General features: G+C 35.5%; 17 protein-coding genes. 13 read left to right on the forward strand and 4 right to left on the reverse strand.

Going from position 1 to position 20150, the window contains the following annotated elements; translation table 11 throughout:
* Nucleotides 1–23 precede the first annotated feature (23 nt).
* Nucleotides 24–464 (reverse strand): lipocalin family protein, encoded by a 441-nt coding sequence (locus Q0992_RS12355; RefSeq protein ID WP_299524705.1) that lies wholly within the window; start codon nucleotides 462–464, stop codon nucleotides 24–26.
* A 487-nt stretch (nucleotides 465–951) separates the two neighbouring features.
* On the opposite strand from Q0992_RS12355, the gene Q0992_RS12360 reads away from it, so the two are divergent.
* The 5 genes from Q0992_RS12360 (at nucleotide 952) to Q0992_RS12380 (ending at nucleotide 8614) form a co-directional block, all read left to right on the forward strand.
* Nucleotides 952–3666 (forward strand): phosphoenolpyruvate carboxylase, encoded by a 2715-nt coding sequence (locus Q0992_RS12360; protein ID WP_299524708.1) that lies wholly within the window; start codon nucleotides 952–954, stop codon nucleotides 3664–3666.
* A gap of 252 nt (nucleotides 3667–3918) precedes the next feature.
* Nucleotides 3919–5682, forward strand: coding sequence for a signal peptide peptidase SppA (gene sppA / locus Q0992_RS12365; protein WP_299524711.1), 1764 nt, complete (start codon nucleotides 3919–3921; stop codon nucleotides 5680–5682).
* 111 nt (nucleotides 5683–5793) lie between these two features.
* Nucleotides 5794–6651, forward strand: coding sequence for an AraC family transcriptional regulator (locus tag Q0992_RS12370; protein ID WP_299524714.1), 858 nt, complete (start codon nucleotides 5794–5796; stop codon nucleotides 6649–6651).
* A 79-nt stretch (nucleotides 6652–6730) separates the two neighbouring features.
* On the forward strand, nucleotides 6731–7750 hold the full coding sequence (locus Q0992_RS12375; RefSeq protein ID WP_299524717.1) for an alpha/beta hydrolase: 1020 nt from the start codon (nucleotides 6731–6733) through the stop codon (nucleotides 7748–7750).
* A gap of 96 nt (nucleotides 7751–7846) precedes the next feature.
* Nucleotides 7847–8614: an MBL fold metallo-hydrolase gene (locus tag Q0992_RS12380; protein ID WP_299524720.1), complete on the forward strand. Its 768-nt coding sequence runs from the start codon at nucleotides 7847–7849 to the stop codon at nucleotides 8612–8614.
* Between the two features lie 6 nt (nucleotides 8615–8620).
* Here Q0992_RS12380 and Q0992_RS12385 read toward each other — a convergent pair whose 3' ends face one another.
* Nucleotides 8621–8980 carry a helix-turn-helix domain-containing protein gene (locus Q0992_RS12385; RefSeq protein WP_299524723.1) on the reverse strand — a complete coding sequence of 120 codons (360 nt, stop codon included), beginning with the start codon at nucleotides 8978–8980 and terminating at the stop codon, nucleotides 8621–8623.
* A gap of 103 nt (nucleotides 8981–9083) precedes the next feature.
* On the opposite strand from Q0992_RS12385, the gene Q0992_RS12390 reads away from it, so the two are divergent.
* From Q0992_RS12390 to Q0992_RS12415, 6 genes are all read left to right on the forward strand, one after another.
* Complete coding sequence (locus Q0992_RS12390; protein ID WP_299524726.1) at nucleotides 9084–9677, forward strand: NAD(P)H-dependent oxidoreductase; 594 nt, start codon at nucleotides 9084–9086, stop codon at nucleotides 9675–9677.
* A gap of 3 nt (nucleotides 9678–9680) precedes the next feature.
* Nucleotides 9681–10217: a peroxiredoxin-like family protein gene (locus tag Q0992_RS12395; protein ID WP_299524729.1), complete on the forward strand. Its 537-nt coding sequence runs from the start codon at nucleotides 9681–9683 to the stop codon at nucleotides 10215–10217.
* 63 nt (nucleotides 10218–10280) lie between these two features.
* Nucleotides 10281–10919: a transglutaminase family protein gene (locus tag Q0992_RS12400; RefSeq protein WP_299524732.1), complete on the forward strand. Its 639-nt coding sequence runs from the start codon at nucleotides 10281–10283 to the stop codon at nucleotides 10917–10919.
* Nucleotides 10920–11095: 176 nt separating this feature from the next.
* The gene (gene mfd, locus Q0992_RS12405) at nucleotides 11096–14515 is read left to right on the forward strand and encodes a transcription-repair coupling factor (RefSeq protein ID WP_299524735.1); all 3420 of its coding nucleotides are present in this window, start codon (nucleotides 11096–11098) and stop codon (nucleotides 14513–14515) included.
* Between the two features lie 86 nt (nucleotides 14516–14601).
* Nucleotides 14602–15465 (forward strand): DMT family transporter, encoded by an 864-nt coding sequence (locus tag Q0992_RS12410; RefSeq protein ID WP_299524738.1) that lies wholly within the window; start codon nucleotides 14602–14604, stop codon nucleotides 15463–15465.
* Nucleotides 15466–15510: 45 nt separating this feature from the next.
* A complete protein-coding gene (locus Q0992_RS12415; RefSeq protein ID WP_299524741.1) occupies nucleotides 15511–16812 on the forward strand; it encodes a thioredoxin-like domain-containing protein in 1302 nt (433 codons plus the stop codon).
* Between the two features lie 68 nt (nucleotides 16813–16880).
* Here the strand turns inward: Q0992_RS12415 and Q0992_RS12420 are convergent, their stop codons facing one another.
* Nucleotides 16881–17828, reverse strand: a complete 948-nt coding sequence (locus Q0992_RS12420; RefSeq protein ID WP_299524744.1) for a nicotinic acid mononucleotide adenyltransferase — start codon at nucleotides 17826–17828, stop codon at nucleotides 16881–16883.
* Between the two features lie 134 nt (nucleotides 17829–17962).
* Here Q0992_RS12420 and Q0992_RS12425 point away from each other — a divergent pair, with 134 nt between their 5' ends.
* Nucleotides 17963–18964 (forward strand): NAD(P)H-dependent glycerol-3-phosphate dehydrogenase, encoded by a 1002-nt coding sequence (locus Q0992_RS12425; RefSeq protein WP_299524747.1) that lies wholly within the window; start codon nucleotides 17963–17965, stop codon nucleotides 18962–18964.
* Nucleotides 18965–18992: 28 nt separating this feature from the next.
* On the opposite strand, the gene Q0992_RS12430 is transcribed toward Q0992_RS12425, so the two are convergent.
* Nucleotides 18993–19388, reverse strand: coding sequence for a hypothetical protein (locus Q0992_RS12430; RefSeq protein ID WP_299524750.1), 396 nt, complete (start codon nucleotides 19386–19388; stop codon nucleotides 18993–18995).
* A gap of 366 nt (nucleotides 19389–19754) precedes the next feature.
* Here Q0992_RS12430 and Q0992_RS12435 point away from each other — a divergent pair, with 366 nt between their 5' ends.
* Nucleotides 19755–19997, forward strand: coding sequence for a hypothetical protein (locus Q0992_RS12435; RefSeq protein ID WP_299524752.1), 243 nt, complete (start codon nucleotides 19755–19757; stop codon nucleotides 19995–19997).
* The last annotated feature ends 153 nt before the right edge of the window (nucleotides 19998–20150 follow it).

Consider the following 20150-nt stretch of genomic DNA (forward strand, 5'->3'; position numbering starts at 1 on the left):
TTAATCCGATTTTAAAAATAAGATCAATCCACTATTTTTTCACATGTAAATAATCTAAGATCGGGAAAGCCTTCTTCCAATATTCTTTCTTCATAAATGAATGTGTTTTCGTTTAAAGTCTGTATGGTGTATTCAAAATCAATATCTCCCATCGCCGAATTTAAAAAGACCTTATTCCCAGAAACTTCGTATAGTCCTGTTCCCCCTATACCTCCACATATCCCCATATCTCCTGGACCGGAACCATAAGTACCATCATTATTATAAGAAAATCTCCAATCTAAAACACATGGGCCTTCTTCTTCTTCACCGTCTATTAACACAGACGTTGGTCTCCAATCACCCAAAATTAATTCTGCGTAATTAGAAGTGTCTGGTGTTTCTTCGTCGCTGTCGTCATTATTACTACAACTACTTAATAGTATTAATGTAATACCAAAAAAAATGATTTTTAAGTTTTTCATTGCCTAATGTATTTAGTGATCTTTTCTTTCTTATCGTAGAATTCCGAAAATGTCATCTATTTATTTTCAATACTGTCTAAAGAAATAATAAAGAACCCCTAAATTTAAACTGTATAACACTTCAAAACCATATTGGTATTATTCATAGGGCTATTAACATTCTTAACCTTAAGTCACCTTATTTTGACATTCTATTTAGAAATTAGGTGAAAAGTGTGAATTCAGTGGTTGAAAAATAAGTCAATGTTCTACAAGAATATACAGCTCTAGAAATTTGGTCTCTAAAAAGCTATTGACAATTCCTTAACTGACTTAGTTTCAAATAGGTTTATTTGTCTAATTTACATGTAGACTTATTCATCATTTAATAACTTTGAAAATTCGAATTTTCAAAGTTATTTTTTTATTTTCATAAGCCAATTTTTAAAAATATCTATACGCTTTCTGAATTAGAAATGCCGTTAAACTTCTTTAAATCATAAAAAATATGTCATTAGAATTGCTAAAAAAGCAAGGGATTGAAAAAATTCATGCCGACTTCCATGACCTGATTGTATTGTTCAAGGAAATGCTGATTTCAATAGGGGAAAAAGATTTAGCTGAAAGCTTACCTTTTGGAAAGTCTGAAATTATACACCAAAAACATGATTCAGAAGAAAAGTTTATTCAAGCTATTGGAATTTGTTTTGAGTTATTGAATTTAGTTGAAGAAAATGCCGCAGCCCAATATAGGCGTCGAGCAGAAACCCAACTTGGTATAGAGTCCACCAGAGGTTCATGGGGCGAAGCGATAAGCCAGTGGAAAAAAGAGGGGCTTAGCCAAGAGACTATAGCCAAAACACTACAGCGCATGAGCGTTATGCCAGTACTCACGGCACACCCTACAGAAGCAAAGCGACTTACTGTGCTCAATATTCATAGGGAGTTCTATCTTTTACTCGTAAAAAAGGAAAACCCTAATTGGTCTAATGCCGAACAAGAAAGTCTAAAACAAGAGATTAGTAGTTTAATGGAGCGTTGGTGGCGTACAGGCGAAATTTACTTGGAAAAACCAAGACTTCAAGATGAACGAAATAATCTTATGCACTATTTTGTGAATGTCTTTCCCGAAGCTGTAAATCTTGCCGATAACCGTCTAAAGGAAGCTTGGAAATCTTTCGATTTTTCAAAAGAGTTATTGGAATGGCCAGAGCATTTTCCTTTGGTACATTTTGGGAGTTGGGTAGGTGGAGATAGAGATGGACATCCTTTTGTAACACCAGAGTTTACACAATCCACACTAGAGTTGCATCGCAATGCAGCATTAAATATGCTCAGAAAGCAACTTGTAGATTTAACGGTGAAACTTAGTTTTTCGGGTTATCGTGTTTCTTTCCCCGAAAACTTCTTAAAAGAAATCGAAGACCTTGGAAATTTCCTTGGATTTGAAGGTCAAAAAGCATTGGATAGAAATCCATCAGAACCTTTACGTCAATATGTTAATTTGCTCTTGGTAAAATTAGACAATACCATAGAAGAAAAGCATGGCCTTGGTGAGGAAAGCTACTTCAAAAGCGCCAATGATTTGGCTAAAGAACTCAAAAAGTTAAGAAAGTTGCTTGTCGATTTAGGTGCAGAGCGTATTGCTAAACAAACGCTTTTTCCTGTAGAACGCTTAGTGCGATGCTTTGGGTTTCATTTAGCAAAACTAGATATAAGAAATAACAGTACCTATCATGAAAAGGCTATAACCCAGATATTGGCCACTGCTGGTTTTGAGGATTCAGATTATGCCTCTTGGGATGAAGAAAAGCGACTAATGTTTTTAAATAAAGAATTAGAGAGTAATCGTCCTTTTTTGGTTTCAGGCACCTCATGTGGAATAGAAGCTGATAATGTTTTGGGCTACTTGAGTGCCGTGAAAAATTATATTGATAAATACGGTACGGATGGAATAGGCTCTATTATTGTGAGCATGACACGTAGCTTAAGCGACCTGCTTTTGGTGTTTGTCCTTTTAAGGGAAGTCGGCTTACAACATGTTAGTCTTCCTGTAGTGCCTCTATTAGAGACCATTGAAGATTTAATCGCTGGTCCTGATATCTTGTCTGACTATTTAAACCATCCTGTACTGCAAAAACAGATTAAAGCATCATCAACTTTTACTCAAGAAATTATGCTTGGTTATAGTGACAGCAATAAAGATGGTGGCATATTAACAAGCCGTTGGAATATCTACAAAGCGGAAGAAAATCTTACCAAAGTGGGTGATACGTTTGGTATAGATTTATGTTTTTTCCATGGTCGTGGCGGAACGACGAGTCGTGGTGGTGGAAAAATTCATCGTTTCTTAGATAGTATGCCAGCTACTGCTATGAGCGGAAAAATTAAAATGACCGTTCAAGGCGAAACCATAGCCAATCAGTTTGCCAATCGTCTCACAGCTACCTATAATTTAGAAATGTTTACCGCAGGAACTGCAAAACAAGCCTTGATTAAGAGTGACGGCCACCAAGATGTTGAACTTTATGAGATGATGAATAACATGGTTAACTTGGCCAGAAAGAAGTACAGAACACTCATTGACCATCCCAACTTCATTGCATTTTATTCTAAGGCAACACCTATTGATGTATTGGAGCAGAGTAAAATTGGTTCGAGACCGGCACGACGCACAGGTCAACGAAGTTTAGATGACCTCAGATCTATACCATGGGTGTTTAGCTGGAGCCAATCTAGATTTAATCTCACAGGTTGGTTTGGTATGGGAGAAGCACTTGAAACTTTCAAAGAACAAAATCCTGAAGATTATAACAGACTGCAAAGGCTTGCAAAAGATTGGCCTTTCTTTAAGTACTTATTAATTCAGGTGGAGACCAATTTAATGAATGTTGATACGCAGATAATGCATGCTTTTTCTGAAATGGTTGAGGACAAAAGCACTAAAGAAGAGCTAATGCAATTGGTGCTTCACGACTATGAGAAATGTCTCGAGATTATTCAAGATATTATGGGAGAGTCCTCTGATACAAGAAGAATTGCCGCAACAGATAATAAAAAATTGAGGGATGCGTCCCTAAAGGCATTACACAAGATACAGCTCGATAATATTAAGAGATGGCGTGAATTGAAAGATGTAAATACCCCAGAAGGTGAGCATTACCTGTTACGCCTTTTATTATTATTGAACGCACTTTCGGGTGGATTAAAGAGCACAGGTTGATATCATAAGGCGAGCGTTAATGATGCTCGCTTTATTGTTTTCACTTAATTTAAAGAATGAGTTTTTCATATAAGCTTCTAGGACAATGAGTAAAGTCCTTCACTATTCATGTAATTTTCACAATATTTAATAATCTTCTTTGCTTTGGTACTGTAATAAAATTATTTTAGACCATTAAATTGAAAAAATGTGTAACTTATGAATAAGTCTACAGACTGACTTCAGAGAAATAAAAAATTAAAGCTATTACATATGAGTTTTTTTAAGCGCGTATTATCCACCATTGTAGGACTTATTATTTTTTCAATTTTAGGCTTCATACTATTCTTAATAGTAATCGCTTTTGTTGGAAGTCAAGGAGAAGAGCCAATTATAGTAGATAATAATTCGGTATTGAACTTAAAGCTAGATTTCGAGATCGAGGATCATATCGGCAAGAAAGAATTTAAAGACTATACCTTCTTAAACGAGTATCCTAAACATAGCCTCTTTGGAATGATTAAGTCCATTGAATTTGCCAAGACAGATCCCAAAATAAAAGGTATTATCATAGAAAACAATTTGACTTTTGCAGGCTATGCACAGCTTAAAGCACTCAGAGATGCTTTAATTGACTTTAAGGATAGCGGCAAGTTTATAGTTTCTTACTCGGATATCTACACACAACAATCCTATTATTTAAGTTCGGCAGCGGATACAATGTACGTTAACCCTTCAGGCACTATCGAATTTAAAGGTTTGGCTTCACAACAATATTACTTTAAGGATTTTCAGGAAAAAACAGGTTTAAAAATGGAAGTGGTACGCCATGGCAAATACAAAAGTGCAGTAGAGCCGTTTTTAGAAAATAATATGAGTGCCGCTAATAGAGAACAAATAGAATCCTATTTAAATTCAATCTGGTCAACAATTAAAACCGATATTAGTCAAAGTAGAAGTATCCCTTCGGAAACTTTAAATACAATTGCAGATAGTCTGCTAGGCCGTACGCCAACATTAGCATTAGAAAATAAGCTTGTTGACAGGGTTGGCTATTATGATGAATTTACTAATGATATTAAGCACCAAATCGGAATTATGACCGAAGATGAGTTACCCAGTATTGACATTCGTGATTATTCAGAATACACCTATTCTAAACGGAAATCTAGCTACAAGAAAGATAAAATAGCCGTGATTTTTGCTGAAGGAGACATCATATATGGAGAAGGCAATGAAGACTTTGTAGGACAAGGTATCATAAACAAGTCCTTGAAAGAAGCCCGAGAAGATGATAAGGTTAAGGCTGTTGTGTTACGTGTGAATTCCCCAGGAGGAAGCGCCTTGACTAGCGAATTAATTTGGAGAGAAATCGAATTGACTAAAAAAGTAAAGCCTGTAGTTGTTTCTATGGGTAACTACGCAGCTTCTGGAGGCTATTACATTGCGTCTAATGCGGATTATATTGTGGCAGAACCCATGACAGTAACAGGAAGTATAGGCGTATTTGGCATATTACCAAATGGCACCGAGCTTTTTGAGAAATGGGGCATCAGTACGCATCAAGTAACTACAAATACGAATGCCATTACCTATAGTTTTTCTAAACCCTTATCTGTAAGTCAACGTGAGTATATCAAGGAAGGCATTATAGATGTTTATGATTTATTCTTAACTAGAGTTGCACAAGGTCGAGGCATGTCAAAAGATGATGTTAATACTATAGCACAAGGACGTGTGTGGACAGGTAGTGAAGCCATCAAAGTTGGTCTTGTAGACGAATTGGGTGGTCTTGATACAGCACTAGAAAAAGCTACAGAATTAGCTAACATTGATAACTATGCCATAAAAGAATTCCCTGTCTTTCAGAAGGATTTTATGGAATCATTGGGTCAATTAGGATTGATGAAAACCAAGGAAGAACTTTTAAAAGAAGAATTAGGTGAAGAGGGGTATAAGGTTTGGAAAGACATAAAAACACAAACACAACGCGAAGGTGTGCAGCTGTTATTTCCTTATGGGACGCATATAGAATAACTGATTTATTAGTAAAACCCTGTAAAATGTTTCATTAAAACCTTAAAATGTTTAGTGAATACCAATACCGTTTTTATAGTTTTATGCGTTTAAATCTTGCGGTATATCATAATGAAACCCTATTCCATATCAGAGTTTGTAAAGTACATTAATGTCTCAAGGAACAAGAGTGATGACATTCACATTACCAAATACCATGATCATAAAAATTTGCGCTTACAGTCTGATGCCATTACGGCAAACTTTTACCTTATCGCTTTAAAGTATGATTTCGAGAATTATGAAGTTTTTGGTCAGACCAACTATGATACAGGAAATGCTTTTGCATACTTCGACCTACCTCACCAACCCATACAATGGTCTGTAAAAAGACCTTGGAGTGGCTATCATATACTCATCAATGAAACCTTATTTAAACGATTTGCCAAGGACTACAATTTTCTTAACTATAAGAATCACGAATCGCTTTTTGTCACTCAAGAAGAGGAGCAACTCTTAATAGATTTATTTAAAAAAGCCTATGATGAGTACTACAAAGAGAATTTTTCAATAGAAATACTCTTATCTTATGCACAATTAATCCTATCGTATATTAATACTTTTTACCAACGCCAGTTTAAAACACGGAGCAAAAAGTACAACAAAGTAGTCTCTGATTTTTATAAAAATCTTGAAGCTTACTTTGATGAAAGTAAAGCTGTATTTGAATTACCCTCAGTTTCCTATTTTGCCTCAAAATCTAATCTGTCTTCAAACTATTTTGGAGATGTCATTAAACACTTCACAGGTAATTCGCCAGCCGAACATATACAAGAGCATCTACTTTTAATTGCAAAAAACAGATTGCGTCAACCCGATTTAAGTATTAGCCAGATTGCTTATAGTTTAGGCTTCGATTATCCTACCTATTTTACACGCTTTTTCAAGAAAAAAACAGGTGTTACGCCAACTGTTTTTAGAAAGCAGTAATTTGTTTCAGTGATCCTGTAATTTGTTTTCAACCTTTAGTTAATACTTACAATAATTTTGTGGTTATAAAAACAAAAATATGGCTTTCAAAAAAACATTAAATTATAGTATTGACAACACCCTAAAAGGTAGGATGGGCGAAAACGTATATCATAAAGCGTTAGACCAACAAAAGGAAATTTCCGAAGACAATTATGCCACCATAAAATATTTGGCAGAGTTTGCCGTTCGGCCGATGTTTAGAACACCAGTGCACAAAACACCAGCAGACCATGGTATGGAGACTTGGGAAGATATTTATTTCCCATCCAGTGATGGCACACCATTAGAAGGTTGGTACATTCCATCGGTAAAAGGAGAATCAGATCAATTAATTATTATCAACCATCCTATGCCCATGAGTAGATCTGGATTTACTGGACATTTTGGAGTACCATTTTCATCAGTAGATACTTTAGAAATTGATTTTGTTGCCCACATGAAACATTTGTCTGAAGCAGGTTATAACATTTTGGCTTATGATTTGCGAAACCATGGCAATAGTAGTACTGCTAATGGTGGTATTTGTGGTATTGGGCGTTATGAATGGCGCGATGTGGTCGGTGCACAACTATACGTAAAAAGTCATCCCAAATTAAGCACCATGAAACTAGGCTTGTATAATCGTTGTACTGGCGGAAATGCAGCCTATGAAGCCATGTACCATCATCCAGAATTGTTTGAGGACATTAAGTGCTTTTTTGGGCCATTAACCGTTTCTATGACGGCATTAATGACGGCATTTGCTGGCTTAATGGGGTTAAACCAATACATGGAATTAATGGATTACGAACAGCTGAAGTTAGGCGGATTTACCAATGGTGAAATGCATCCGCAAAATTATGCTCAAGCTGTAAAGGTGCCTTATTTTATGGCACAAGTAATTGAAGATGATTGGACGGATAATCCAAAAGATGCGCAAGACATTTTTGACACTATTAGTTCTGAAGACAAAGAATTATTCTGGATTGAAGGGACAAATCGACGATTTGATGGGTATAACTACTTTGGCTTATATCCCGAGAAGATGATTGCCTTTTTTGACAAGTACATGAAGTAAACTTAAATTGTTGATTAAAATAATTTGGCATGTATAAAGCAGTATGTAAGTACTGCTTTTATTATTTTTACTATATAAACTAAAGTAATTGAAGACATGAAAATCCATCACATTAGAAATGCAACAATGACTATTGAGACTGGTAAACACGTTATTTTAGTTGATCCAATGCTTGGTGCTAAAGGAACGGCTGGGCCTCCTTTCACCTTATTTCGATTTAAGCCAAAGCGTAATCCCATTGTGGATTTACCAGACAACTGCCAACCTATTTTAGATAAAGTCACACATTGTCTCATTACTCACAAGCATCCCGACCATATTGATAAAGTTGCTGAAGCCTTTTTAAAAGAAAAAAATATACCTGTTACTTGTAGTATTTTGGATGAAGTATTTTTTAAGAAAAAAGGATTGAATGTTGTACACACTGTTGACTATTGGAAACGTATTGATTTCTTAGGTGGGAAAATAGAAGGGATTCCTGCACGTCATGGTTATGGTTATGTGGCGAAACCCATGGGAAATGTGATGGGATTTTATTTAGAGTTCAAAGATGAGCCTAGTTTATATTTGAGCAGCGATACCATTTACACCAATGAAGTCGATAAAGTACTCAGAGACTATCAACCAGATATTTCGGTAGTGGCTTCCGGTACTGCGCAATTAGACGTTTTCCAGCCTTTATTGATGCGTATGAATGATATTGTTAAGTTTACAAAAACGGCACCAGGTAAAGTTATCGCTAATCATTTAGAAGCGGTTAATCATTGTCCAACAACGCGATTGGATTTAAAAGCACGCTTTGAGCAAGAAGGCCTTTCGGATAAGACCTTTATTCCAAAGGATGGAGATGTGATGCTATTTTAGAGACTACTATAAATTTACAATTTTACAGTCTTCAAATGCAATCGTATCAAAATTTTTAGAAGTCCAAAGACTGAGGTGTTTTAATATGGGCAGCAATCCTTTACCGCGTTCTGAAAGTGAATATTCCACACGAGGCGGTGTTTCTGCGAAACGTTGGCGAATGATTATGCCGTCGTCTTCCAATTCTCTCAATTGTTGCGTCAATACTTTTTTTGAAATGTTAGGAATGAATAACACTAATTTTCCAAAGCGAAGCGGACCATTGGCCAAAAGATAAATGATGATAGGTTTCCACTTGCCACCTATGATATTCATGGCATGCACAAGTGTACAGCTATTGGGATTATCAATTACTTTTCGTGCCATAGTTACCTTTTAGTTACCACAAATTTAGGTAAAAATTTCTTAATAGTTTCTAAAATATACTATTAATAGTAACTTTGTGAAACAATTAATAATCAACAATCACATGAAAAATATATTTATTATAAATGGGCATGAGCCTTATGAATTTTCAAAAGGACAGCTCAACAATAGTCTAGTAGAACGCCTAAAAAATGCACTCCCAAATGACCATTTTGAGATTAAAACCACAACCATGAAAGACGATTACAATATCGATGAAGAAATTGCCAAGCACCAATGGGCAGACCTCATCGTAGTACAAATGCCTGTAAATTGGATGGCAACGTCTTGGAGCTTCAAAAAATATCAAGATTATGTGTATAGTTTCGGAATGGACGGTCGTTTATGCGCTGGAGATGGTCGCACACGTCAGGATGCTGCCAAACAATATGGAACTGGTGGAACACTAACCGGAAAAAAATACATGTTATCATTAACCTTTAACGCACCTAAAGACGCCTTTAATGATAAAAGCCAATGGTTTTTTGAAGGAAAGAGTGTCGATGATTTGTTCTGGCCTACACATTTAAATTTTAAGTTTTTTGGCATGAAAGCCCTACCAACTTTTGTTTCTTATGACGTTCTTAAAAATCCCGATATTGAAAATGATTTTATTCGCTTTGACCAACATATTAAAGACCATATTTTAAATACTTAAAACATGAATACGCAACAAAAAATTACACCGAAAACACAAGCTCCTGACCTTCAAATAAATTTACTAGGTGGTGAGAACTGGACACTTAAAGACCAAAATCCTGAAAACTTCACCATGCTTGTTTTTTATAGAGGATTACATTGCCCACTTTGTGAGAAATACCTAAAAACATTAAACGGTCTTATTGACGATTATGCTGAAAAAGGTGTTGATATTATTGCCATCAGTATGGATGTTGAAGCTAGAGCCAGAAAAGCACGAATGAAATGGGAACTTTCCGAAAGTCTAAAAATTGGTTATGGACTCGATCTAGAAACCGCAAATAATTGGGGTTTATACCTTAGTAAGGCCATTAAAGATTTTGAACCAGAGGTATTCAACGAACCCGGATTATTTTTAATACAACCTGATAACTCTATATACTTTGTAACCCTTAATTCTACACCTTGGGGACGGCCACATTTAGCATCCTTTGTTAAGGTCATTGACTTTATAAACACAAGTGGTTATCCGGCAAGAGGTGAGCTAACATCATTATAGTTTTTAATATGATTTGGATAAAATTTCTTAGTTGTTTTAAGCTCAAATAACTAAATTGTCCCTATGAACACTAGATATCTTAAAGAAACTTTTTTCTTTGACTATAGCAGCCCTCAAATCCAAGATTTAATTGAAGATATACGGCATTTATCTTCAGAAAAAGATAAAATAGAACAATTCTATCTTAAAGTCAGAGATGGTTGGAGGTATAATGCTTACACTATTGGCCTAACTGAAGACCACTATAAAGCCAGCAATATCATAGCCAAGCCAGAGGCGCACTGTATTGACAAAGCTATACTCTATATTACTGGACTACGAGCACTTAACATTCCAGCTAGATTACGTCTGGCAAAAGTCTCTAACCATATCGCAGCAGAACGCCTCGAAGCTAAATTGGGCACAAATGAATTAGCACCTCATGGCTTGGTAGATGTCTTCTTTAATGGGCAATGGAAAAAGTGTTCACCAGCTTTCAACAAAGCCTTATGCGACATGTACAATGTCGATGTTTTAGGTTTTGATGGTACCAGAGATTCCATTCTTCAAGAATACAATAAGGATAGTAAAAAATTTATGACCTATTTAGACGATTATGGTCATTTTGAAGATGTGCCTTTAGATTACATTAAATCCATTTTTAAGGCGCATTACCCAGAGCTATATGAAAGCTATAAAGACGCAAATAATATTCAATTTTAAATGACCTGTCATCAATTATTATTCATTGATGTGTGGCTGAGCGCAGTCGAAGCCTAATTTAAATTATCGATTATAAAAGACCCTTCGACTGCGCTCAGGGTGACACGCCCTAAAATTTTCATTTTAAAATTGAAAAAATCATGTACTTTTGCGACTTACTTTAAAGGTGTACCCTAGTGAGCAAGACCCTTATCTCGCAGACCTTTTCACAGACTTTGCAACTGCAAAATCTGCGGAGTGCTATTGCCCAACCCTTCGACTACGCTCAAGGCAAGACAGCTACAAAAACACACTTAAGAGGTCTTGTTGGCTCATCATTATCCTTTGTTGTTTCTGAAGTATTTAAAACTGCTGAAAAGCCATTCCTACTAGTTTTTGACGACAAAGAAGAAGCTGCTTATTATCTTAATGATCTAGAACAGCTCATTAACGATAAGGATGTATTGTTCTATCCAGGCAGTTACAGAAGACCGTATCAAATAGAAGAAACTAATAATGCCAATGTCCTTTTAAGAGCTGAAGTTTTAAACCGCATTAATTCGCGCAAAAAACCAGCAATTATCGTCACCTACCCTGATGCTCTATTTGAAAAAGTTGTTACCAAAAGGGAACTAGAACGAAACACCTTGAAGATTTCGGTCGGTGATGAATTGAGTATCGATTTTGTAAATGAAGTGCTGTTTGAATATAAATTTAAACGTGTGGATTTTGTTACTGAACCAGGTGAATTTTCCCTAAGAGGTGGTATTATAGATGTCTTTTCTTTTTCGCATGATGAACCTTATCGTATCGAATTTTTTGGTGACGAAGTGGATAGTATAAGAACATTTGATGTTGAGACGCAACTATCTACCGAACGCATTAAAAAAGTGAGCATCATACCAAATGTAGCCAACAAAGCCATAGCCGAAAAACGCGAAAGTTTTCTTAAATACATATCGAACAAAACAGTTGTTTTTGCCAAAAATCCGTCGTTCATCTTTTCGAGAATTGATGATTTTTTCACTAAAGCAGAAGAAGCTTTTAAGAATTTGTCATCAGATATAAAGCATGCCGAACCTGAAGCGTTGTTTTGCAATTCTGAATTATTGAAGCGTCAATTTTTAGAGTATACTCTAGTGGAGTTTGGATCACATACATTTCATTCGGACGCTGAGGCTCTCGAAGCGTCAAGAGAACACATTGATGAGGTCACTTCGAGAGCCTCAGTGACCAGCATAACCTTCAATACCAAACCTCAACCTTCTTTCAACAAACAGTTCAATCTTCTTATTGAAGATTTGAATGAAAATCATTCTAAAGGTATTATCAATTACATTGCTTGCGTTAGTGAGCAGCAAGCCAAGCGCTTTCATGATATTTTTGATGATGTTGAAGAGGAGGTTCATTATAAAACAATCGTGCTTTCCCTTTATCAAGGATTTATTGATACTGAACACAACATTGCCGTTTATACAGACCATCAAATCTTTGACCGTTATCATAAATTTCATCTAAAAAATGGTTATGCAAAGAAACAAGCTATCACCTTAAAAGAATTGACCAATCTCGAAATTGGAGATTATGTTACTCATATTGATCATGGGATTGGTAAATTTGGAGGACTACAAAAAATAGATGTCGAAGGGAAAAAACAAGAAGCTATAAAGTTAGTTTATGGCGAACGCGATGTACTTTATTTAAGTATACACTCCTTACATAAAATCACCAAGTTTAATGGTAAGGATGGCAAACCACCAAAAATTTATAAGCTAGGCAGTAAAGCCTGGAAAACCCTAAAACAAAAGACCAAGTCTCGTGTTAAGGAAATTGCCTTTAACCTCATTAAACTATACGCAAAGCGAAAACTAAAAAAAGGATTTCAATATGCGCCAGATAGTTACATGCAGCACGAACTCGAAGCCTCATTTGTCTACGAGGATACCCCAGATCAAATTTCCTCAACAGAGGATATAAAAGCTGATATGGAAAGTGAGCGTCCCATGGATCGTTTGGTCTGCGGTGATGTTGGCTTTGGAAAAACCGAAGTGGCTATAAGAGCGGCTTTTAAGGCCGTAGATAACGGTAAGCAAGTGGCTATTTTAGTCCCAACTACCATTTTGGCCTATCAGCACTATCGTACGTTTAAAAAGCGCCTCAAAGATTTTCCTGTGACTATAGATTATGTGAATCGTTTTAGAACCGCCAAAGAAAAACGATTAACACTCGAAGGTCTTGAAAAAGGGAGTATCGATATCATTATAGGAACGCATCAATTGGCAAATAAGAATGTAAAGTTTAAAGATTTAGGTTTACTCATTGTTGATGAGGAACAAAAATTTGGTGTCGCTGTAAAAGAAAAGCTTAAGACCATTAAGGAGAATGTGGATGTGTTGACATTGACGGCAACACCTATTCCAAGAACGCTTCAATTTAGCCTTATGGCAGCAAGGGATTTGTCAGTCATCAACACACCGCCACCAAACCGTTACCCCATTGAAAGTCGTGTCATTCGACTTAACGAAGCCACCATTCGCGATGCCATAAGCTACGAAATACAACGTGGCGGACAAATCTTTTTTGTTCATAATCGCATTGAAAACATTAAGGAAGTTGCGGGTATGATTCAGCGTTTGGTACCAGATGCTAAAATAGCTATTGGTCATGGTCAACTCGATGGCAAAAAACTAGAACAGTTGATGTTAGCCTTTATGAATGGTGAGTTTGATGTCTTAGTAAGCACTACTATTATTGAAAGCGGTTTAGATGTACCGAATGCCAACACTATTTTTATTAATAATGCCAATAATTTTGGATTGAGCGATTTACATCAAATGCGAGGACGTGTTGGACGCAGCAATAAAAAAGCCTTTTGTTTTTTTATTACACCAGAGTATTCTGCTATGACTACAGAAGCCAGAAAACGCATTCAGGCGTTAGAACAATTTACGGAATTGGGAAGTGGTTTTAATATTGCCATGAAAGATCTCGAAATTCGTGGTGCTGGCGATTTATTGGGTGGTGAACAAAGTGGATTTATTAATGATATTGGATTTGATACTTACCAAAAAATTCTAAACGAAGCCATTGAGGAATTGAAGGAATCTGAATTTGCCGATTTGTATCAACATGATGGTAAACCAAAACAGTATGTCAAGGACATTACGATAGATACAGATTTTGAATTATTGTTCCCTGATGATTATGTGAATAATATCACCGAGCGATTGAATCTCTATACCAAATTAAACACTATAAAAACCGAAGAGGAACTTCAGAAATTTGAATCTGAAATTATTGATCGTTTTGGAGAACTTCCTACTCAGGTTCTTGATTTATTCGATAGCGTCCGATTAAAATGGATTGCCATAAACATGGGACTCGAAAAAATCATTATGAAACAAGGAAAGTTAATCGGTTACTTTATTCAAGATCAACAAAGCAAGTTCTATCAAAGTGAAGCGTTTACCAAAGTTTTACAATTTGTACAAGCAAATGCTGGAGTATGCAAAATGAAAGAAAAACAAACTAGAAACGGATTGCGCTTACTCATTACTTTTGAGCCTATTAAATCAACCCGAGAGGCCTTAACGGCACTTTCTAAAATAGAAAAATAAATATCAGTTCGAGTGTCCCGACTGTGTTCACTGAGCGTAGTCGAAATGTAAATGTTGGGATTTATCGAGAACAAGAATTATTATAAATGAGTGATAAGAGCCATTTAAATCATTTACTATGGTTGACTATTGGTACAATTTTCATTAGTACCTCAGGTGCTTTAGGTAAGTATATCAGTATGCCAACTCCTGTCATTATATGGTGGAGGTCTTTCTTAGCCGCTATTTTCTTACTACTGTTTTGTTTATACAAAGGCATAGATTTAAAAATTAATAATCGTAAAGATCGCTGGACCTTCTTTTTGGCTGCTACTTTTATGGGAGCTCATTGGATTACCTATTTCTATGCGCTTAAGCTATCTAATGTGGCTCTGGGTATGTTGTCTCTTTTTACGTTTCCAGTGATTACGGCCTTACTCGAACCTTTATTCTCTAAAACAAAATTCGACCTTATCCATGTTCTCTTAGGGCTATTAGTACTTATTGGTATTTATATCCTAGCTCCAGAATTTGACCTAAAAAGCAGTCAATTGCAAGGGATTCTTTTAGGACTACTATCGGCTTTGTGCTATGCCTTACGTATATTGATTCTTAAAGGGCAAGTGGTGAAATATAACGGAACAATGCTCATGTTTTATCAGGTGGTTGTGTTAGCTGTTATATTAATTCCTGTATTATTCTTCATGGATACCTCAAACATAACTACCCAATATCCTTATGTTATTCTTTTGGCTTTACTAACCACAGCCATTGGCCATACGCTATTTGTAAATAGTCTAAAATATTTTAAAGCCAGTACCGCTAGTATTATTGGTAGTAGCCAACCGATATTTGGAATTATTATTGCCTATTTTTTCTTGAATGAAATCCCTACAATACATACATTTGTTGGTGGTACATTAATATTATTGACTGTGGTGATTGAAAGTATTCGGTCTAAGTTTAAATAATGGCGCAATTATTGGTGCTATCAGTACGTTAAAACATAAAAGCAAATGAAAAATCTCATCGTATTTATACTACTATTTCCATCTATTGTTATTGCACAGAGTGTAAAAGGTACATTTTCACCTGCTAAAGATTTTTCTTATGCGTTTTTATATCAAGCGACACCAGATGGTGCCAATTATATAAATCGTGGTAAATTGGATAGTGAAGGCCGTTTTGAAATCGCAATAGATTCTAGTGCTGCGCCAGGAATTTATAAAATTGTTTATGCCGTTCCACCAGAGGAAAATAATTTTGATTTTATATATGATGGAAAGGAAACTGTTGCTTTTAATTTTAGCTACGAAAAAGGAGTTGAATTTTTAGAATCAGAAGAAAATAAACTCTGGAATTCGTATTTACATAGTATGGACATGGTTAACCAAACTATAAGTAATTATTATACCAAGGGTGGTAAGGATAAAGACGGTTTTAAATCCATATTTAAAGTATTAAAAGATACCCAACTCGCTTACGAAGCGTCAGCCAATGGCAAATTGGTATCTGCATTTATAAATGCTAATAAGCCTTACATCCCTACTGCATATGAAGACTTAAACACCTATACTGAAAATTTAAAGCAGCATTTTTTTAGTGAAATTGACTTTAGCAATTATGTACTGCAAAGCTCATCGTTCCTGGTAGACCGAGTCACGGATTATGTCTTTAATATGGTAGCAAACCCAACAGACGAAACTTACAAAGTACTTGTTGACGAAGTTGTAACTGCTATTGATAATGATAATATAGAGATAAAAGCCTATCTTTTAGAAGTACTATGGCGACGCTTTGTAAGTACAGAAAATCATGAGGTGGCCAATTATATGACCGACAAATATTTATTGGAGCTGGCTAATAAAACTGGCAATAAAGTTTTAGCAGAGACCATTAGTTCTTATAAAAACACATCTATCGGTACCAAAGCACCAAATTTTGAAATTGCTACAACTGAAAATACGACGAGTTTACATAATCTCAAAGGTTCAGACCATTACCTACTTATCTTTTGGAGCAGTGGTTGTAGTCATTGCCTAAATGAATTACCAAAAGTAAAAGCATTGGTTGCTAATCAACCAAATCTAAAAGTGGTGGCATTTGGGTTAGAAGAAGAACCCACAAAATGGGCCCAAGAGATTAAAAAGTATCCAGAATTTACCCATACCATTGGTCTCGGTAAATGGGAAAATCCTATTGTTACAACCTATGGCATTACAGCGACACCTATGTACTTCTTACTCAATAGCTCAAAGATTATAATGGCCAAGCCTTATGGATTTGAGGATTTAGAGGTAGTTCTAAAAGATTTATAAGAAAAACGCCCAGTCAACAAGTATCGACTGAGCGCTTTGAAACTAAATAACCAACCAAAAATTTAGTTTCATAGGTTTCTTCTATTCTCTCGTGGATTATCCACTTTAGGCGTTTTTTGCTTACGCTTTTTAGGTTTGTCTTTCTCTTCCAGAACTTTGCCTTGTGTATCAGAAGTTCTATAATAGGCTATGTAGCCTCTCCCTTCAAATTCATAAATCGTGCCTGAAGCCGCATGGAACAGCTCTATCGTTCCGTCATTAATAACGCTCAATTCAAAGAATTCATTGTCAAAGAAATCATAATCTAACGTTAAAGTTTTTAGATACATATTCCCAGGTGCGTCACCTACTCCATATACTCCCGTATAATCCCAAAAAATGTTGTTTGTATTATTGATGTTTACATCTTGGGAGCTTCTAAACGTAGCGTCATTGCCTCCAGATAAAAACTGTAGATAGTTCTCATTATCAAACTCATTTAAGGCTCCAAAATTACTGGTATATACTTTTTCCCAAGCGTCATACTCCTGTAAGAAATAATGGATGTTGTCATAGAACACAAAGTCATAATCGAAGGTCGATCGCTGATAACCCTCCAAAAAATAAGAGATGTCATTAAATGGGTTATATAACTCAATCGTATTATTATCTATTTGGTAAATATCAAAACTGTTGAAACCATCAATCACATGGTCAACATCCAATATCATATCATAGGCATTATAAGTTCCTATTTGCACACCAAAACCATTACCTTGACTACCAATACCCACTAAGTTGTTATTAGCAAATAAACGTCCATTATCAAAAGTCAATGTAAACGCAATTTCCATAAATGGTGTTTCTCCAAACCCTTGAGTAGCATTAATATCAACGTACCATAAATCATAGGATTGTAACAACTGATTTAAGGAAATAGCGGGTACGACATCGTTTACAATAATGTCTTCTCTATAACACGATGTCAATAAAGTTGCACTTAGTACAAATCCGAAAAGTAATTTTAATGTCTTCATAATTCAACGGTTTTTAGGGTTCTTATTAAGATAAATTCAAAACGTGTGCCAAATTCAAAAACCAAGTGTTTCTCTAGCCCTACAAAGCATTTATATTTTATGTATTTTTGAAGTATTAAACCGTTACGTATTTCATGAATGACTCCAAAAAGTATGCTGTGTTTGGCGCAGGAAGTTGGGCAACTGCTATCGTTAAGATGCTTTGTGAAAACTTGGATGAAGTAGGATGGTATATGCGGAGTGTTTATACCAAAGAACATTTACTAAAAGAGCAGCACAATCCAAGTTATTTAAGTTCGGTAGAATTTCATATTGAACAACTGCGGTTAAGCAACAACATCAACGAAATTGCGGATTGGGCAGACTACCTCATTTTTGTAATTCCGTCCGCTTTTATGCAATCGGAGCTCAACAAGTTAACGGTTGATATTAGTGAAAAAGTGATTGTCTCTGCAGTAAAAGGTATTATCCCAGAGTCGGGTTTATTGGTTGGAGAACATTTTCATGATATCTACAACATTCCTTTCGAAAATATTGCTGTTATTGCTGGACCTTGTCACGCAGAGGAAGTGGCTTTAGAGCGTTTATCGTATTTGACGATTTCCTGTGCTGATGCTAAAAAAGCACAAGCTATCGCCGATCATCTATCGAGCTCTTATATTAAAACTAAAATAAGTGATGATATTATTGGCGTAGAATACGCAGTAATGCTAAAAAACATCTATGCTATTGCGGCCGGTATTGCCCACGGTTTGGGCTATGGAGATAATTTTCAGAGTGTGTTAATGAGTAATGCTATTAGAGAGATGAAACGCTTTATTAAAAAAATGCACAAAATGAAGCGAAATATTAATAACTCTGCCTATTTAGGTGATTTGTTGGTGACTGGCTACTCCATCTTTTCCCGTAATAGAATGTTTGGTAATATGATTGGTAAAGGCTACACGGTTAAATCCGCACAGCTCGAAATGAATATGATAGCCGAAGGCTACTATGCTACTAAGAGCGCCAAATTGCTGAATCAGAGAAATGTCAAAAAAACCCAATTGCCTATCATCAATGCAGTCTATGCGATTCTTTACGAGAATAAAAGCCCTAAAAAGGTATTCAAAAAATTGACGGAGAAGTTAGATTAAAAATTAGCCATTAGCTAACAGCCAATAGCTACTTAACCAAAACCCCTTTCAACTGCATCAAAGGAATAGGTTGTAAAGCCCTATCATTAATCGTGTTTTTTCGAAACAAGTAGGTTTTATCGAACATTTGGTTGCCCTCAAAAAAAGTGACCTTAAATGAATTATTGAGTGCTAATACTTGCTCTTGTAAATACTCAATCTTAGCGTAACTTCGTGCTGGTAATTTGGCAATGGTATGACGCATTGGAGGTGTCATTTTATCTTCAGAGACACCTTGGGACAAAATAAGAACCGTATCTAAATCCGCATCACTATTATTAATGATATAGGCATTCCAATCTAGGGTTTTATACTCTAAATGCTCTTCTTGTACTACTGCAATGTAGACGTCTTTAACTTCTGGAATTTGGATGTCTTTTTTCATTTTACGCTGTTCTGATAACTATCGGAATTAATTATAGTATTAGAATTGATTAGTCACTTCGATAACCTTAGTGACCAAAGTAGAATTCTTATTTGATGCCTGAGGCCCTCGAAGGCATCATAATTCTTTTGTTAATTATAAATTAAATGCAAAAGTATAAAAAGTGAATTCCCTAATTTAGAATCTCATCAATAAAAGCTATACACCATGAAACTCAAATTCCTTATCTTCGCATTTCTTTTTTGCGCCTTCTGCTTTAGTTAATCCAATCAAAACATCACCACCATTGAAACTGTAGAGATTTTAAATAATCATGAAGCCGAAGCTATTTTCTATTTTCAGAACAACTGGAAAGTATTAAGAACAATGGCTGTTGAGAAAGGTTATATCGATTCATTTGAGTTGCTACAAACCACTTACAGCAAAGAAACGCCTTTTCATTTAGTATTGGTAACCACTTATACCAACAAAGCACAATACGACCAAAGAGAAAAGCACTTTTCTAAACTCATCAAAGCGAAAGGTGGCCTAAAGCTTTTAAACGATAAACAACCTTCTGAATTTAGAAAATCTGTTTTTGGCGTTGAAGGAGCGAAGCATTTGGAATAGAATCTCAGATACTAAAATAAATATCACTCTTCTATTTAAACTCAACGAGTTTAACTTTTATTACTGCTTGGAAGATTTACTTTTAAATTATAATTCTTTAATAAATTTAAAAATTTATAATCTTTATAATATTTCTTGTATATCTTTTCTGTA

Origin of the sequence: Winogradskyella sp., assembly GCF_028289625.1 — a bacterium.
Taxonomy (GTDB): domain Bacteria; phylum Bacteroidota; class Bacteroidia; order Flavobacteriales; family Flavobacteriaceae; genus Winogradskyella.

Excerpts from the sequence above, each read along its gene's own strand:
- Q0992_RS12375 (WP_299524717.1), top strand. The coding sequence starts at position 6,731 with ATGGCTTTCAAAAAAACATTAAATTATAGTATTGACAACACCCTAAAA.
- Q0992_RS12435 (WP_299524752.1), top strand. The coding sequence starts at position 19,755 with ATGGCTGTTGAGAAAGGTTATATCGATTCATTTGAGTTGCTACAAACC.
- Q0992_RS12385 (WP_299524723.1), bottom strand. The coding sequence starts at position 8,980 with ATGGCACGAAAAGTAATTGATAATCCCAATAGCTGTACACTTGTGCAT.
- Q0992_RS12400 (WP_299524732.1), top strand. The coding sequence starts at position 10,281 with ATGAACACTAGATATCTTAAAGAAACTTTTTTCTTTGACTATAGCAGC.
- Q0992_RS12395 (WP_299524729.1), top strand. The coding sequence starts at position 9,681 with ATGAATACGCAACAAAAAATTACACCGAAAACACAAGCTCCTGACCTT.
- Q0992_RS12425 (WP_299524747.1), top strand. The coding sequence starts at position 17,963 with ATGAATGACTCCAAAAAGTATGCTGTGTTTGGCGCAGGAAGTTGGGCA.
- Q0992_RS12390 (WP_299524726.1), top strand. The coding sequence starts at position 9,084 with ATGAAAAATATATTTATTATAAATGGGCATGAGCCTTATGAATTTTCA.
- Q0992_RS12410 (WP_299524738.1), top strand. The coding sequence starts at position 14,602 with ATGAGTGATAAGAGCCATTTAAATCATTTACTATGGTTGACTATTGGT.
- Q0992_RS12380 (WP_299524720.1), top strand. The coding sequence starts at position 7,847 with ATGAAAATCCATCACATTAGAAATGCAACAATGACTATTGAGACTGGT.
- Q0992_RS12355 (WP_299524705.1), bottom strand. The coding sequence starts at position 464 with ATGAAAAACTTAAAAATCATTTTTTTTGGTATTACATTAATACTATTA.
- Q0992_RS12370 (WP_299524714.1), top strand. The coding sequence starts at position 5,794 with ATGAAACCCTATTCCATATCAGAGTTTGTAAAGTACATTAATGTCTCA.
- Q0992_RS12420 (WP_299524744.1), bottom strand. The coding sequence starts at position 17,828 with ATGAAGACATTAAAATTACTTTTCGGATTTGTACTAAGTGCAACTTTA.
- Q0992_RS12360 (WP_299524708.1), top strand. The coding sequence starts at position 952 with ATGTCATTAGAATTGCTAAAAAAGCAAGGGATTGAAAAAATTCATGCC.
- Q0992_RS12415 (WP_299524741.1), top strand. The coding sequence starts at position 15,511 with ATGAAAAATCTCATCGTATTTATACTACTATTTCCATCTATTGTTATT.
- sppA (WP_299524711.1), top strand. The coding sequence starts at position 3,919 with ATGAGTTTTTTTAAGCGCGTATTATCCACCATTGTAGGACTTATTATT.
- Q0992_RS12430 (WP_299524750.1), bottom strand. The coding sequence starts at position 19,388 with ATGAAAAAAGACATCCAAATTCCAGAAGTTAAAGACGTCTACATTGCA.